This is a genomic window from Staphylococcus sp. HMSC034C12 (assembly GCF_001835895.1).
Lineage (GTDB): Bacteria > Bacillota > Bacilli > Staphylococcales > Staphylococcaceae > Staphylococcus > Staphylococcus hominis.
In genome coordinates this window covers 40,607-55,706 of record NZ_KV826307.1, presented here as the reverse complement: position 1 = coordinate 55,706, position 15,100 = coordinate 40,607, and the positions used below count along the sequence as shown (strand labels likewise).

The following is a 15,100-nucleotide window of genomic DNA, read 5'->3' as shown; positions in this document are numbered from 1 at the left end:
GATAGAGAGGTTTATCATGACCAAAAAAACCATTTATTTTATTTGTACAGGGAATTCTTGTCGTAGCCAAATGGCTGAGGGTTTTGGAAAAGCAATTTTAGGTGATGAGTGGAATGTATATTCAGGAGGCATTGAAACACATGGTGTTAATCCTAAGGCAGTTGAAGCCATGAAAGAAGTGGGTATCGACATTTCCAATCATACCTCTGATTTAATTGATGATACGATTTTAAAACAGTCAGACTTAGTAGTAACATTATGCAGTCATGCTGATGCACATTGTCCTACTATTCCATCAGGTGTTAAAAAAGAACATTGGGGCTTCGATGACCCAGCCGGAAAAGATTGGTCAGAATTCCAACGTGTTCGAGATGACATTAAAAATGCAATTGAACAATTTAAATATAGAACATAATAAAACAGCAGTTTCTACGTATTTGACGTAGAAACTGCTGTTTATTGATATAGCCATGCTTACCAAAACTTACCAAAAGTCACTTTTTACAATATCTTTTCTCTCGATGTCTAAATTTGGAATGTCCCTCTCATTCGCAACCGCATCTTTATAATTTAAATTAAGTGCCTCAATAGCTTTATCAAACGTCACATTATCTTTACACATGTACTCCCATACATTTTTATTGATGTACGCATTACCATCATAATAAAAGTCTTTCACCCACATTACTTATCATCCCTTTCTATTTACTACAGTTCGATATTACACCTAAAGTGTAATGTAGGCAAATCTTAAATAATTAGAAATCATTAATTATTTATCCGTTTATATGATGATAATTAAATGAATTTTTGATCATTAAACGTTGTTATAAAGACCTTATGAAAAAATTTTAAAAACCTATGATGATAAACATTTGTTTATTTTTCTTCATCTTCTAATTTCACAAGTGTTGGTTTAGGCGTATGAATTCCTACATCATTAAAGTAACTTATGATTTCTTTTCTTAATAAACGTTGGCCTGGGAATTGCATGCCCGGTTTAACATGAGCTAATAATTTAATTACCATTTCATTACCATCAATACTATCTAAACCGAGTAGATCAGGTGCCGCAACGAACATATCGTATTTATCTTTTAATGTTGGTAAGAATGCTTTTAATTCTTTTTCAATAACGTCATAATCTTCATTTGGAGAAATTGGAATTGCAATAAGGGGTGATACATCTGTCTTAGAATAATTTACAATTTCACTAATTGTGCCATTAGGTAAGGTATACACTTCTCCAGTATCAGATTGAATACGAGTAGATCGTAATCCTATGGTTTGTACGGTTCCTTCTGCAATCGTTACACCTGATGAATTAATTTGAACATAATCGCTGACATCGAATTGTCCCTCAAAAATAACAAAAAAGCCGGTAATGATATCTTTTACAACAGTCTGGGCACCAAAACCAACGGCTAAACCAACGACACCGGCTCCAGCTAAAATAGCTGAGACGCTAATTCCAAAACGAGAGAGAACCGATGTAAGAACAATAAACCAAACAACATAACTAATTAAATTTTGAACAAGTGTTGAAAGTGTCTCACTTCTTTTAATTTTATAACGTGTCTTCTTCTTCTCATTGACTTTAAAAAATTTTGTTACTACTTTTCTAGAAATTGCAATAACAATCATACCTAATAAGATATAGGCAATAATAATTAAAATATTGGCTAGTAAATTTTGATAAAACTCTATCTTCGTTAATGGTTCAACAAATTTAATAAACAGTTGTTTCATTTGATTCACGTTGATATGATTCTCCTTTTATACTTATATTTTTAAATGATTGCGCGCCATTATTTAGAACACGACACTTAAATAAAAATGATACCATATTTTATATTTTATCTAAAATCATCACTTGATTTATACTTCCCATAAAAAACTTCATCCTCACTACTTCGTGAGAATGAAGTCATATATTAAATCATTATTATTTATGGTCTGAACTTTCAAAATATCGTCTTCTAAATTCTGGGGTTGCTACTTTTGATTCAAAGTCTTCTGGAATTTCTTCAGTACGTACGACTAATACATCACATGGCGCATGACGTACAATTGCTTCTGATACTGAACCAATCATAAAACGTTCGACTGCATTTAAGCCTGAAGCACCACACATAATTAAATCAACATTCAATTCATTTGCTAAATTTTTAGGAATAAGTAATTTCGGTGGGCCAAGTTCAAGTCGTGTTTCTACATTTGTCACGCCTTCTTTAACAGCGAGTTCTTTATAGCCTTCAAGTAATTTCTCAGAATACTCTTTAGACGGATCGAATTGAGATGCGTACACTTCATAAGCGGTATATGTTCTTGTATCAATCACATGCACAATCGTTAGCTTTGCATCATTACGTTTTGCTACATCAACGGCTTTATTAAAGGCCCATTCTGCTTCGTTTGATCCATCAACTGCAATTAAAATGTTTTTGTATGATAACATTTTAATCTCCCCCTTATCTGTTCTCATCTTTATTTTAGCACTATTTCAAAAAAATTAGTATTAATATGTAAAGCGCTTTCAAAATTTATATCATACGTTCTTCGCTATCAATTTGATACTGTAAGTAGGATAAAATAGCGCTATAACATCCTAATGATATCGTTAAAACAAATGGTAAAAGTTTGATTGATAACTCTCGGGTATGTTTAGAACTCGTTAATGTTAAATGATCAGTTAAAGCTTGCATATCTATATGACTAAAGCTTGCATAACTAATAATTACAAAAAAAGTTAACATCGCCATTAATTTCATTTTATTTACAAAGTCACTACTAAACTGAATCATTGAAAAAGCTAAAATAAGAATAATAATATTGAATATAACACTAAAAATAATCCACAACATAATAAATGTCGGATGATTTAATTTCTCCATGTTTAAAATATTTCCTTCGACCATTAAAGGTATTAAGAAACTAAATAAAATTGAAATGCTAAATGTAATGATCATTGTTAGTAATGCCCCTAACAGATTTAAAAATTCCCGCATAATATCCACCTTTTAAAAGTTAATATATTAATATTGTACAATTTAATACATTTATATGCTATATTCATCAAAATATTTAATTAACTATTTTCAACATCAACCTTATACTAACTTACAGTGTTGTAATTTTAGAATATCTTACTTACTATTTATTTTATTATATGTTTTTATAGAATTGAGGTGATCATGATATGCCAAATGAAAACTATAGAGAAAATGATATTTTAGGAGGCATTAGCTATTTAAGTGTCTTCTTTGCACCAGTATTATTTCCACTTATTGTATGGATCGTCGCACAACCACCAGCTTCGACCCATGCTAGAAATGCGTTATTCAATCACATCATGAGTTGGGTTATGGTGGTATTAGGATTAGTAACCCTATCTATTTCCCCGGCTTTTGTAAATAGTGAACGCGGTATCGGTTGGATCATTGCAATCCTCATCGCAGTTCTTTTCTTTATATGGGCACTTGTGCTATTTTTAAAAAATATCATTAGAGGTATTAAATTAATGATGCCATAAAAAAAAGAGGAAGTGACGATAATCTCGTCGTTTCCTCTTTAATTTTATTAATCTCTTGTTGTATGAAACTAAAAAATGACCAATCAAATATTTTAAACTTTATCGTTTTCAGTATAAAAAGCAATACTATAATGTTGTTTGTGAGAATTATATATATACTTTTATTCCATTATGATTGTCTACTGTAATTATAATAAGGTTTGGTCGTTTTAGTATTAGATTGCGCTTGCAATATTATATTACGAAAAGTAGTATGATGTTTATATAAAAATTGTAATCAATATTTTTATCATCATAACTTGTTTAATATCCATTATTTCTTAAATTTTTCTTATTTTCCAATGATAAGGATCTTCAAGTTGATGCCAATCAGAATTTATTTCGCTACTATTCAGCAGGCATTCATCGAGTTCTTTTTCTATTTTTTCTTGATCTAAGTCGGTACCAATAATGACAAATTGTGTATTTCTATCCCCATACTCAATATCCCAACTTTCTGCTACGTCACGACGTTGAGCAAGTATCTCTTCCCGTTTTTCTTTAGACATCGATGCAACCCAATATGTAACTGGGCTGATATTACATGATGATCCTGCTTGTGACAGTAAACACGCAACTTCGTTATATTGCGCAAGCCATACAATACCTTTTGAACGAACAATGTTTTGAGGCATTTGTTCTAACCAATCATTGAAACGTTTCGCGTGAAACGGTAATCGTCTTGAATAGACAAACGAACTCATACCATATTCTTCAGTTTCTGGTGTATGCGTCTCATGGCCGCCTTCTGTTAGTTCCTTAATCCATCCTGCAGAATTGCTAGCTTTTTCAAAATCAAATCGTCCTGTATCTAAGACATCATTAATATCTACTTGAGACTGCGTTGTTTTAATTATTTTTGCATCTGGTTGTAATGTTCTAAGTATATGTTCTAACTTATCTAGCGCTTCATTTGTAACTAAATCTGTTTTATTCAATACAAGTACATCACAGAATTCAACTTGGTCTATTAATAAATCCGCAATTGAACGTTCATCTGTCACATCCGCACCTTGATTACGATCCACAAGTAAATCTTCAGAATGAATATCATTAACAAATCGATTCGCATCAACGACCGTAACCATCGTATCTAAACGACAAATCGAAGTGAGATCTATTCCCATCGCTTCATCGATATACGAGAACGTTTGCGCTACAGGTACTGGCTCAGAAATGCCCGTAGATTCAATAACGATATAATCAATATTGCCTTTATGTACCAGTCGTTCAACTTCTTTTAATAAATCGTCACGTAACGTGCAACAAATACATCCATTAGATAGTTCAACTAATTTTTCATCTGTTCTAGACAGTCCACCCCCATCAGCAACTAAATCTTTATCAATATTAACCTCACTCATATCATTCACAATAACTGCAATACGACGGCCTTCTCGATGATTTAAAATATGATTTAGTAACGTTGTCTTCCCTGAACCTAAATAACCACTTAATACAGTTACAGGTATCTTACTCATTTATATTCTCTCCTTTTAAATCGTAATTATTACGATTTAAATTGTACAATGATTTTTAAGATTGTCAATATGAATTAAATGAATGATGTGTGATATGACTTTTCTATGGCGAGTGATTTACCGCGTATGTCCTCACCTATACTTCAAGATTTGATATTCCTTAAATGCATTAAATTTTTAATGACATCAATGATATTGTTTATGAAACATTGCTGATAGTTTTTATAAAAAAAGAGCGAAAAATTATTTTTCGCTCTTACAAATTATAAATAAATTTTTTATTTTTTAGTATTTTATTAAAATTTTGCGTTAATAAATTTAACTGAGATTGCACCCAGAAGCATCATGATTCCTGCAAATAATAACATCGCAGGCATTGAACTTCCTAATAATGGGAAAAGTGCAAAACTTGCTACAGAAGCGACAATTTGTGGTAGACAAATACTTGTATTAAATAAGCCTAGATAAGCACCTGAATTTTCTCCATCAATTGCTTCGGTTAATAGTGTAAAGGGTTGGGTATTCATCGTTAAGTTATTAATACCAATGAATATAAATGAAATAATGAGTAACCATTGGTTATGAATAAAGAACATTGAAATAAGACCTAATCCACCAAAAATTAAACCAAAACTATACCAGAATTTTCTTTGAGAAGGTTTAGATTTTGCAATGACAAAACCAAAAATAACTGAACTTAAAAATTGTATACAGTATAAAACACCATACCAGTTCCCTGCTGCTTGATATCCTGCTGAAGAAGGGTCTGTCGCATTCCATACATTTTTGGCTATTGCACCTGTTGAATAGGTCCAAAGATACATTAATGCAAACCAGTTAAAAAATTGAACTACACTAATTTGCCAAAATTGTTTAGGCGCCGTTTTTAACAGTTGCCATAAATTTAATTTCTCATTTCTATTGTCATCTGAAATGCCGTGATAATAGTTATATGTTTTAGGTTCATATTCTTTAACGGAAAGAACAGTCCAAATAGAAGCAATGAGTAATACCGCTGCTGCAATATAATAAGCTATTTTTACCGTCATCGGTACTTCCCCTTTAGGCGCTACATTACTCATTCCCATAATTGTTAGTAAAAATGGTAATAGTGTAGCAATAATACCACCTAAATTTGAGAAGATTTGTTGCCATGACCAGGCCATATCTCTTTGTTTTTCGTTTACCATATCTCCAATAATCATTTTATAAGGCTGCATACACGCATTTGAAGTCAAATCCATAAGTAACGTCATGATTGCACCAAATGACAACGCCATAAGTGATGCATATCCAAATCCAAACGAACCTGCATTAGGTAACAGGACTAATACGATCGCTCCAATGGGACCAGCAATTAAAAGATACGGCATCCGACGTCCAAATCTAGTCCAAGTTCTATCAGAATAGTATCCAATAAGTGGTTGTACAATTATTCCTGCTAATGGCGGCAAAATAAAAAACCAACCTAAATTATTAGGGTCGGCGCCTAGCGTTTGAAATATTCTTCCCATCATTGCTGATTGAAGTGCAAATGCCATGTTTACTCCGAAGAAACCAAATGTAATAGAAAAAATAACTGCTTTTTTTAAATAGGGTAGTGTTATACCTTGTTCTTCAGTATTTTTAGTATGTATTTGATCTGTATCTTTCATTTCTATCTCTCCTATTTATTACTTGATATAGTCATTTAATTCAATGATTAAATAGCTATATCAAATAACAATTTATTGGAATCGTTTTCGACTATAATTATAACATTTTTGAGTTTCTTTGGAAACGCTCGCATTATATATCATAATTACCTAATTTAGGTGTTTTTATAGATAATTAAAGATTATTATGATGATAATAGATATATTAATACTCAAAAACAAAAAATATAACATAATCTATAATTAGATTGTTACAATAAATAGCGATAGAAAAAATTGATTATGTTAAATATAATTAGATTATTATTTGTATTTTAACTACTTTTTAAAATACATTATATTATCAAAAAGATTACTAATTAAAGGAGTATAAAAATGAAGGTTATAAAGAATAAAGAAATCAACCATAGGCCCAAAGTAAGTGTATTAATTAGTACGTATAATAAAGAAAAGTTTATTAATAAAACATTAGATAGTATCTTAAAACAATCGATGGATGTGAAAGATTTTGAATTAATCGTGGTGGATGACTGTTCTACTGACCAAACCGTTGATATTGTTTCTAAAAAAATAGACAGTTTTTCTAATTACAAATTTATTCAATTAGATCAAAATTCGGGTACACCTGCGAAACCACGAAATTTATCTATTGATTTAAGTAAGGGAAAGTACATCATGTTTATAGACGGTGATGATTGGTTACCTGAAGATGCTCTAGCAAAGTTATATACACTTTTAAAAACAAACAAGACAGACTATGCTACAGGCTTAACTAAATATGTGTATAGTGATCGCATAACTAGAAGTGGCGTTTCTCTATCTAAAATTGCATATAATAAAGTAGATTTAAAATACTTTAGAAAATCATTTTATCATTTAGCACCTGCTGGTCGTATGATTAAAGCTAGCGTCATTAAAAAGAATCATATTCAATTTCCAGAAATGATTTTTGGAGAAGATTTACAATTTTTTGCAGAAGTCTTTTTCAATACTAAACGTATTAGTACAACACAAGATGTGGTTTATTGTGCTAACCGTTACGACGATAATATTTCTTTAGTAAAATCAGAAAAATCAACACATATTAATCGTATGAAATGGCAAGGTGAAGCCTATCGTCACTTAATGAGTAAGTATAAAAATAATAAATTAATGCCTAATTTACTATATCGTATTATTAACAGAGATGTTTTAGAAGTTAAATTCTATAAAAAAGGCTTTATTAAAAACATAAATGAGTTACTTCCTATTTTTCAAAATATCATTCATATGGTAGATGAACATTTCGATGCTTTAGACTATGCAGATGATGATTTAAACCGACAAGCCATCAAACTAATACGTGAGGGGAACAAAGAAGACATTATCAGTTTTGTTAAATTCTATCTTAAAAAAGATGATAAGCCACTTCATGAGAAAAACGATATATATTACTATTCGTTTAAAGGAACACATTACAAAAAAAGCATGCATCCTACATTACTAAAAATCTCTCAAGAGAATGATAAAGTTTTCTTAAAAATACTTTCTAAAAACTCTGAGTTAAAGTATCTAGAAGTAAAACATCGAAAAGATCCAACTCAATTCATCGTATTAGATATTAAGAAACATCGTTTTAAACCTGGAGAATATACTGTTCAATTTACAACAAAGAATTTACCTAATGGAAAATTAACCCTTACAGTTTTAGATAAAGATTTAAATGGCTCAGTTATCAAATCAGGCATGCGTTTTGATTTTTATGAAACTGTTGGTGGCAATTTAGGATATATTAAAAAGTAATTAAAATCTTAGATGTTTTGCCACCGTAGCATTTATTATATGTATATTTATTCAATATATGTAAAATAACAATCTTAATAAATTATAAATCTTAGTCTGATTATCTATGCATTTTTATAATTCCAAAAGAAATTATGCTAAATTTCAAAATAATGCTGTACTTATTCATTCAAAACGTGTATAGTTGGTTTCACGTAATAAAAGCTCGTATTTTGGATTGTAGTATATTTTTATGGAATATTCTCTTTTAATTTATGAATTTGTTACAAATATGATGTGCAAAAGCACTTGGAGGTATTCTATATGAATAACGGTACAGTTAAATGGTTTAACGCAGAAAAAGGTTTTGGATTTATCGAAAGAGAAGACGGCGACGATGTGTTTGTTCACTTCTCAGGTATTGCTACTGATGGATATAAAACTTTAGAAGAAGGTCAAAAAGTAGAGTTTGACATCACTGAAGGTCAACGCGGCGAACAAGCAACAAATGTTGTCCCTGTTTAAACATAAATTTTTAGCACAAGCATGTATGTATACTTGCTTGTGCTTTTTTTATATTTTTATAAAAGAATAATACATAAGTTCATTTAATACTGTCACTTAATATATCCCTACTATAGAGTATATTATGCATATCATTCAGTTTTAATCTCTAGTATAACCTGGTTGATCTTCATTTAAGATTACATTACCTCCGTTTAAATAACTTGCGTAACTTAACCAAATGACATAAGGTAACATCAATAAACCAGCATACTTATTAGATGCATAAAAACGATGTGCAGTAATATTTCCAGCTGCAAGTAATACGTAACTTTCAATTAAAGATGTCTTTCTCAGTTTTAAATTGAAATAAAGTATCGTCCACGCATAATTCAATCCTAATTGTGTATAATGAGCACGTGTTATGGATTGTTTCTGTCTTTTATGAGCTGCATGCGCATATGATAATTGATAAGCTACTCCCATTGATGTATAAAGTAATGGCCATACAATTGGAAATACTTTAGCTGGAGGTGAAAAAGGTGGTTTTTCATATTGTTTATAATCATTTTGAGCTTTAGCTGTTAATCTCCCGATAACCATTCCACCTACTAAGGGTAATACAATTCTTGTAGCTTTTTTAATCTTAATCATCACTCTCTCCTTTAAAATCTTACTGTATTTAAAGTCTTACTATATTTAATACCCTATTTTTTTCTATAATTAACTAGTTATGAATCTATTACTAAAAAACAAAATAATATAGTCACACACTAAAACATCCTACTAGGTACTATCATACAGATATATAGGAGGACATTCTTTAAACTCTTCTTTTACTATCTTTATGACTGCCATTGCATTTTAGCTAATTACTTTTGATTTAAGTTTAGCCTGTTTAATTATTTCTTCTAAAGGACATCTAGGATTACTATTATTCTTCTTCACCAACAACTGTGAAACGTTCATTAATATGCGCTTTGTTTTCAGCTTCATCTACTATAGCAATAGCAAAATCTGCATAACTGATATAACTATTACCTTTACTATTAAATAATAATTGATCTTTTCCTAACGTATAGGTGCCTGTACGTTTACCTTCAAAGTCAAATTCCGCTGATGGGCTAATAAAAGTCCAAGTTATTCCTTCAGCATGTTGTAAGTCTTGTAAGTTACGACTTGATCCTTTAGCAGTTGGTTTCACCATTTCTGGGAAATCTGGTGTATCCATAACACGTATAGTATGCGCATCATCTGCAAATAGACTACCAGCGCCCCCTACAATAATGGCTCTTGTATCTACATCTTTTAATATGTTAATCAATACGCGTCCCACTTCAACGTGCACTTCTTCTTCACCTAATGGCGCGCCAAATGCATTGACTACCACGTCTAAATCTTTAATATCGTCAGAAGTTCAATCAAACACATCTTTTTCAATCACTTTAACATCTTTATCATCATCTAATTTAGCAGCATTTCTTACAATCGCAGTTACTTCATGTCCACGTTGTTGTGCTTCATCTAATACTTTAGTTCCTAATTTACCTGTTGCTCCAATAATACCAATGTTCATCGTTTGTTCCTCCACTTCTATATTTGTCAGAGATGTCTCTTAGATGTCCTTCAACATGTTATCAATATAATTACATTTATATTAAAAGTCTATTTATCTGTTTTATTTTACTTCTCTTTCTAATATGAAGTTACTGAGATATATCTCACACTGGTTAGTTTAAATCATCTTGCGCTATACATACTGAGTTTAATGTGTTGACTTAATTGATCTAGGTCTCTATTGTCAATATGAAGAATAATGCAAACGCGTATATTCTATCTTAAGTGACAAATCAACATTTAAAGAACTTGCTGGTTCATTTGCTGGATCTGCTATCGGTGGTATTAAAGAAACTCAAGACATGTTAGATTTCTGTTCTGAACATCATATCGCCCCACAAATTGAATTAATTACAGCAGATGAAATCGATGATGCTTACAAAAGAGTGTTGGCATCTAAAGTTAAATATCGTTTTGTTATTGATATCAGTACGATGTAATAATGAAAATGCCCATGAGATGTGGGCATTTTTTTATTACTTAACTATTATATTAAGTTTCTGTTAGTCTTTCTCTCACTATTTAAGATAAACAGTTCATCAGTTATAGATTCCAACTATACTTTTTACAGTATTTAATATTGATTGTTATCGTTTTTTTACATTTAATATATATAATAGTCTTAATACTAAATATTTATATCTTGTTAAATAATTTATAATTAAATCATAATGTTTTATTATATGTATTAAGTGATATATATATACAAATGAAGAAAATATTCAATAAAGAACATTAAATAAATAAATAAAGGAGTTTGTCTAGATGAATGAATTAACACAATATTTAAAAGAAGTCGCCAAGCAATTAGAGATACAAAATGCATATAGTGAATTAAATAGAGCAAGTCAAAACAATGAAGATCAAGCTACAGATAAATTTAATGACACTTTAAAAGCAATTGAAGATAAATATGCTTATGATTCATCACCTCGCGTTACACCAAATAGAACTTCATTAAAAACATTAAATAGAGTCAAAGCAATCGAAGATAAATACGCTAAAGCGATGAGAACTTTAGAGAGATTTAGAAAATCTAGATTATCAAAAAATAATAAGGATTCAACTCAAATAGAAAACTTAATAAAACAATCAGAAAACGGTTTTAATGATTATCACACACGTGATGATCAATATAATTTCGCAACAAGTGTAGCTCAAGAGTTAGAAAAATTAAAAAATGAATATATTATCTCACCTAAGGAAGCTAAAAATATATTTGGCAAATATGTATTCCATACTAATGAATTTCATTTAAGTGACCATGAACTATATAAAATCAAATTTGCGTATGGCCTTGATTAAGTATGTCATTTCTCATGGTCTAACTAGGCAGATCGTGTAAAAACAATGCACACGTTTATATAAACGTTATACTCATTTTTTTATTATTAATATATTTGAACATAGACAAATACAACGAATACTCGCATAATGGCCTTAGGGGAAAGACTATGTATGAGTTGGGAGTTCAATTATATATTATGTATCTACGGGGATTATACGGATGGTATAATCTCTTTTTTTATCTTCTTCAATAGTATTGCTCATCATCATGTGAATGTTCTAAAGCAAAACTTCTCTATTAAAATGACTTACTCCAATACTTTAACTTTGTCTGATTGATATCAATCTTTCCTCCCTTTTCATGTATCAATCATTACCACCTCATTTGTACTTGGTTGATATACTCAATATAACTCCAAATAATCTCAATCAAGATTGTCTAATGATTAATGATATTTTTTCCACATTGTCTCGTCTAAAATCGTCCAGTTGTGATAAATACGTCTTCAAGTTTAAGTCCTGTTGTTACAAGACTTTACCTTACTTTTTCTTCATTTCCATAAATGAATGTAGCATCGATGCGTCTATATCCTTTCTACTAAAGTAGCCTCTAATTCGAACATATCTACATCATCTAAACATAATATATGACTCTTCAGCATTTATAATATGTTACAAGGGGTAGATTGACAGGAGGAGGGCGATATTAATGAAAGCAGTTACTTATCAAGGTCATAAAAATATGGAAGTTCGTGAAGTGAACGATCCCACGATAGAAGAATCCACAGATGCAATTATTAAAATAACAGCTTCAGGTATATGTGGTTCTGATTTACATTTTTATCATCAAGGCGATTTATTTATGGATCCTGGTTTTGTTATTGGACATGAGCCAATGGGAATTGTAGAAGAAGTAGGAAAAGACGTTAAGACCTTAAAAAAAGGGGATAGAGTGGTTATACCTTTTAACATCGGTTGTGGTGACTGCTTCTATTGTAATAACCATATGGAATCTCAATGCGACAACTCTAATCCATCCCCTGCAAATTGGAAAATGGACAATGGTGGACTTTTCGGTTTTGGTGCCATGCACGGGAATCACTGGGGAGGACAAGCAGAGTATTTAAGAGTTCCATTTGCTGACTTCTCTTCTTTCAAAGTTCCAGATAGCGATTTGAAAGACGAACAAGTATTATTTTTATCTGATGTTGTCCCAACAGCTTATTGGAGTGTAGAACATGCGGGCGTAAAATCTGGTGACACTGTTATTGTTCTAGGTTGTGGTCCAATCGGTTTAATGGCACAAAAATTTGCTAAATTAAAAGGTGCTGAACGTGTGATTGCCGTTGATAATGTGGAACATAGATTAAACCATGCGAAAAAATTCAATGGTGCTGAAGTGTATAACTTTTCTAAAGAAGATAATATTGGAAAATTACTTCGTGAAAATACACGTGGCGGTGCAGATGTTGTGATAGATTGTGTGGGAATGGATGGACAAGTTGCTCAAGATGATTTAGAGATGAGTTCAAACTCAGCACAACGCGGTAATATTAGTCCAATTATTACAGCAGCAGAATCAGTAAGAAAATTTGGTACCATTCAATTAACTGGTATTTATGCTACACCTGCAGATAATTTTCCAGTAGATTTAATTTTTAATAGAGACGTTCAAGTAAAAAGTGGTCAAGCACCAGTTATTCATCAAATGCCAAAATTATATGAAATGATTAAAAATGAAGTGTTTGATCCAACAGAAATCATAACGCATACCATGCCTTTAGAAGAAGCAAAACAAGCGTATGATATTTTCGATCAGAAAAAAGATAACAATATTAAAGTCATTTTAAAACCACAATAAAGACTATATAAATAAACAAGAAATATAAACGTAACTTCTTGAACAAATAGATAAAAAAGCCTGAGACATCATTAAGTGTCTTGGGCTTTTTTAATATGTTATCAGTCAATGACTGAGTTGAAAATACGCTTATGCTATGCTTTTTTCAATCCTAATTCTTCTTGCTAAACTTGGTGAAATGGGACGATGCATTCAAAATACATTCTGTCCCACTCTTTTTTACATTATTTTGATGCTATAAATAAGAAATTTCTCCATTGTAAGGATAGAATTCGAGAGAACAAAACAAGTTAAGAATGACTAGTTTAAGTTACCGTCTAAGAAATTGAAGAAATAATTTTGTCAATTTTTCTGTTATAAATATCTATTATTGTTATTTTATTAGCTTTTTTTCAGTAATACAGCTTTGATACTTTGTCTAGTCTTAATTCTCTTTACATCCATTCGTGCTATACAGTAAATAAAACTAGTACTTCTAATCATAGTGTTTGTGAGTAATTTTTAACGGGTAGATTTTTAGTACTACACTTTTTAAATATAGGAGGAAACTTAAATGAATGATAAAACAGTTTACGATGTAATTGATATAGGTGTAAATCATTTACTATCTGTTTATGATAATTGGAACGTTGAACACGTATTAGATAAAGAAAATGATGTTTTTCCAAATACGTTACATTGGCAATTCGGACATGTTTTAACGATTTTCGATTCTGCTTTATCAATAGGTGGTCAAAATGCCGTAGACGTCGCTAAATATACTAAACTATTTGGTTACGGATCTAGCCCTGTTAACTGGGAAGGACAAGATGTTCCAGCAATCGAAACGATTAAAGAAAACTTAAAAACACTTCCTGAACGTGCGCGCAAACTAACAGATGAACAATTGTCACAAGAACTTAAACAACCTATTGCTGGTTGTCAAACACTCAATGAATTATTAGTATTAAATGCCTTCCATGTTCCATTACATGCCGGCAAAATTGAAGAAATGACTCGTGTGCTTAAACACGACGAATAATTTAAAACCCATCATTTATGAGAAGATGTTTGAGTATTATGATTGCGAATAGTATTTTGTGAAAAATTAAGACTATTATTTTAGACTAGTATCATTTAACTACCATGTTTGGCGTAGAAAAATGCAACGTACTGATAAAATATTAATATAAAACGCTTAATAGACGATATTCTTCTCGTCTATTAAGCGTTTTTTGATAAATGTTATTCTTCTAAGACTTCTTTTTATATCTATTTATTTCTCAATTTAGAATTAGATTTTTAGCGTGCTTCCAGTTCATTTCCTGTCATCCATTTATGATTTTTAACGATTTTACCATTATCTTTGGATTTGTAATCAACC

The 15,100-nt window shown here is 30.8% G+C and carries 15 protein-coding genes and 2 pseudogenes; 8 read left to right on the top strand and 9 right to left on the bottom strand.

The features are described from left to right. Positions 1-16: 16 nt before the first annotated feature. A complete protein-coding gene (gene arsC, locus HMPREF2629_RS01235) occupies positions 17-415 on the top strand; it encodes an arsenate reductase (thioredoxin) (protein WP_070548120.1) in 399 nt (132 codons plus the stop codon). Between the two features lie 69 nt (positions 416-484). On the opposite strand, the gene HMPREF2629_RS01230 is transcribed toward arsC, so the two are convergent. The 4 genes from HMPREF2629_RS01230 to HMPREF2629_RS01215 all read right to left on the bottom strand — a co-directional run bounded on the left by HMPREF2629_RS01230 (position 485) and on the right by HMPREF2629_RS01215 (position 3,008). Further along, positions 485-685, bottom strand: coding sequence for a hypothetical protein (locus HMPREF2629_RS01230; protein ID WP_070548123.1), 201 nt, complete (start codon positions 683-685; stop codon positions 485-487). A gap of 194 nt (positions 686-879) precedes the next feature. Further along, positions 880-1,749 carry a mechanosensitive ion channel family protein gene (locus HMPREF2629_RS01225; protein WP_141744490.1) on the bottom strand — a complete coding sequence of 290 codons (870 nt, stop codon included), beginning with the start codon at positions 1,747-1,749 and terminating at the stop codon, positions 880-882. 196 nt (positions 1,750-1,945) lie between these two features. Next, positions 1,946-2,458, bottom strand: a complete 513-nt coding sequence (locus tag HMPREF2629_RS01220; RefSeq protein ID WP_017174722.1) for a universal stress protein — start codon at positions 2,456-2,458, stop codon at positions 1,946-1,948. An 85-nt stretch (positions 2,459-2,543) separates the two neighbouring features. Next, positions 2,544-3,008 (bottom strand): hypothetical protein, encoded by a 465-nt coding sequence (locus tag HMPREF2629_RS01215; protein ID WP_049379049.1) that lies wholly within the window; start codon positions 3,006-3,008, stop codon positions 2,544-2,546. 191 nt (positions 3,009-3,199) lie between these two features. Between HMPREF2629_RS01215 and HMPREF2629_RS01210 the strand changes: the two genes are divergently transcribed. Then, positions 3,200-3,532 carry a magnetosome magnetite crystal formation protein family gene (locus HMPREF2629_RS01210; RefSeq protein WP_017174720.1) on the top strand — a complete coding sequence of 111 codons (333 nt, stop codon included), beginning with the start codon at positions 3,200-3,202 and terminating at the stop codon, positions 3,530-3,532. Between the two features lie 320 nt (positions 3,533-3,852). On the opposite strand, the gene HMPREF2629_RS01205 is transcribed toward HMPREF2629_RS01210, so the two are convergent. Both HMPREF2629_RS01205 and HMPREF2629_RS01200 read right to left on the bottom strand, forming a co-directional pair. Beyond that, the gene (locus tag HMPREF2629_RS01205) at positions 3,853-5,052 is read right to left on the bottom strand and encodes a GTP-binding protein (RefSeq protein ID WP_070813072.1); all 1,200 of its coding nucleotides are present in this window, start codon (positions 5,050-5,052) and stop codon (positions 3,853-3,855) included. Positions 5,053-5,348: 296 nt separating this feature from the next. Next, complete coding sequence (locus HMPREF2629_RS01200; RefSeq protein WP_070813071.1) at positions 5,349-6,707, bottom strand: SLC45 family MFS transporter; 1,359 nt, start codon at positions 6,705-6,707, stop codon at positions 5,349-5,351. A gap of 375 nt (positions 6,708-7,082) precedes the next feature. Here HMPREF2629_RS01200 and HMPREF2629_RS01195 point away from each other — a divergent pair, with 375 nt between their 5' ends. Together HMPREF2629_RS01195 and HMPREF2629_RS01190 are read left to right on the top strand one after the other, a co-directional pair. Further along, positions 7,083-8,489, top strand: a complete 1,407-nt coding sequence (locus HMPREF2629_RS01195; RefSeq protein WP_061544162.1) for a glycosyltransferase family 2 protein — start codon at positions 7,083-7,085, stop codon at positions 8,487-8,489. 303 nt (positions 8,490-8,792) lie between these two features. Next, positions 8,793-8,993 (top strand): cold-shock protein, encoded by a 201-nt coding sequence (locus HMPREF2629_RS01190; protein ID WP_017174716.1) that lies wholly within the window; start codon positions 8,793-8,795, stop codon positions 8,991-8,993. Between the two features lie 141 nt (positions 8,994-9,134). Here the strand turns inward: HMPREF2629_RS01190 and HMPREF2629_RS01185 are convergent, their stop codons facing one another. Then, positions 9,135-9,626, bottom strand: a complete 492-nt coding sequence (locus HMPREF2629_RS01185) for a TspO/MBR family protein (RefSeq protein WP_070549318.1) — start codon at positions 9,624-9,626, stop codon at positions 9,135-9,137. A 280-nt stretch (positions 9,627-9,906) separates the two neighbouring features. Then, positions 9,907-10,548, bottom strand: a pseudogene (locus HMPREF2629_RS01180) (NAD(P)-dependent oxidoreductase). A 298-nt stretch (positions 10,549-10,846) separates the two neighbouring features. Between HMPREF2629_RS01180 and HMPREF2629_RS10840 the strand changes: the two are divergent. The 4 genes and pseudogenes from HMPREF2629_RS10840 to HMPREF2629_RS01165 all read left to right on the top strand — a co-directional run. Beyond that, positions 10,847-11,029: pseudogene (locus tag HMPREF2629_RS10840) on the top strand (alcohol dehydrogenase); the annotation flags it as partial. Between the two features lie 325 nt (positions 11,030-11,354). Next, complete coding sequence (locus HMPREF2629_RS01175; protein ID WP_049434304.1) at positions 11,355-11,894, top strand: hypothetical protein; 540 nt, start codon at positions 11,355-11,357, stop codon at positions 11,892-11,894. A gap of 691 nt (positions 11,895-12,585) precedes the next feature. Beyond that, the gene (locus HMPREF2629_RS01170; protein WP_070813070.1) at positions 12,586-13,737 is read left to right on the top strand and encodes a zinc-dependent alcohol dehydrogenase; all 1,152 of its coding nucleotides are present in this window, start codon (positions 12,586-12,588) and stop codon (positions 13,735-13,737) included. Between the two features lie 553 nt (positions 13,738-14,290). Next, entirely contained in the window at positions 14,291-14,758 is a 468-nt protein-coding gene (locus tag HMPREF2629_RS01165) for a bacillithiol transferase BstA (RefSeq protein ID WP_070813069.1), read from the top strand. 260 nt (positions 14,759-15,018) lie between these two features. On the opposite strand, the gene HMPREF2629_RS11235 is transcribed toward HMPREF2629_RS01165, so the two are convergent. After that, positions 15,019-15,100, bottom strand: an 82-nt coding sequence (locus tag HMPREF2629_RS11235; RefSeq protein WP_256325154.1) for a DUF1541 domain-containing protein, incomplete at its 5' end; no start/stop codon positions are given.

Coding starts and splice junctions, on each gene's coding strand:
- arsC (WP_070548120.1), top strand. CDS start 17: ATGACCAAAAAAACCATTTATTTTATTTGTACAGGGAATTCTTGTCGT.
- HMPREF2629_RS01230 (WP_070548123.1), bottom strand. CDS start 685: ATGTGGGTGAAAGACTTTTATTATGATGGTAATGCGTACATCAATAAA.
- HMPREF2629_RS01225 (WP_141744490.1), bottom strand. CDS start 1,749: ATGAAACAACTGTTTATTAAATTTGTTGAACCATTAACGAAGATAGAG.
- HMPREF2629_RS01220 (WP_017174722.1), bottom strand. CDS start 2,458: ATGTTATCATACAAAAACATTTTAATTGCAGTTGATGGATCAAACGAA.
- HMPREF2629_RS01215 (WP_049379049.1), bottom strand. CDS start 3,008: ATGCGGGAATTTTTAAATCTGTTAGGGGCATTACTAACAATGATCATT.
- HMPREF2629_RS01210 (WP_017174720.1), top strand. CDS start 3,200: ATGCCAAATGAAAACTATAGAGAAAATGATATTTTAGGAGGCATTAGC.
- HMPREF2629_RS01205 (WP_070813072.1), bottom strand. CDS start 5,052: ATGAGTAAGATACCTGTAACTGTATTAAGTGGTTATTTAGGTTCAGGG.
- HMPREF2629_RS01200 (WP_070813071.1), bottom strand. CDS start 6,707: ATGAAAGATACAGATCAAATACATACTAAAAATACTGAAGAACAAGGT.
- HMPREF2629_RS01195 (WP_061544162.1), top strand. CDS start 7,083: ATGAAGGTTATAAAGAATAAAGAAATCAACCATAGGCCCAAAGTAAGT.
- HMPREF2629_RS01190 (WP_017174716.1), top strand. CDS start 8,793: ATGAATAACGGTACAGTTAAATGGTTTAACGCAGAAAAAGGTTTTGGA.
- HMPREF2629_RS01185 (WP_070549318.1), bottom strand. CDS start 9,626: ATGATTAAGATTAAAAAAGCTACAAGAATTGTATTACCCTTAGTAGGT.
- HMPREF2629_RS01175 (WP_049434304.1), top strand. CDS start 11,355: ATGAATGAATTAACACAATATTTAAAAGAAGTCGCCAAGCAATTAGAG.
- HMPREF2629_RS01170 (WP_070813070.1), top strand. CDS start 12,586: ATGAAAGCAGTTACTTATCAAGGTCATAAAAATATGGAAGTTCGTGAA.
- HMPREF2629_RS01165 (WP_070813069.1), top strand. CDS start 14,291: ATGAATGATAAAACAGTTTACGATGTAATTGATATAGGTGTAAATCAT.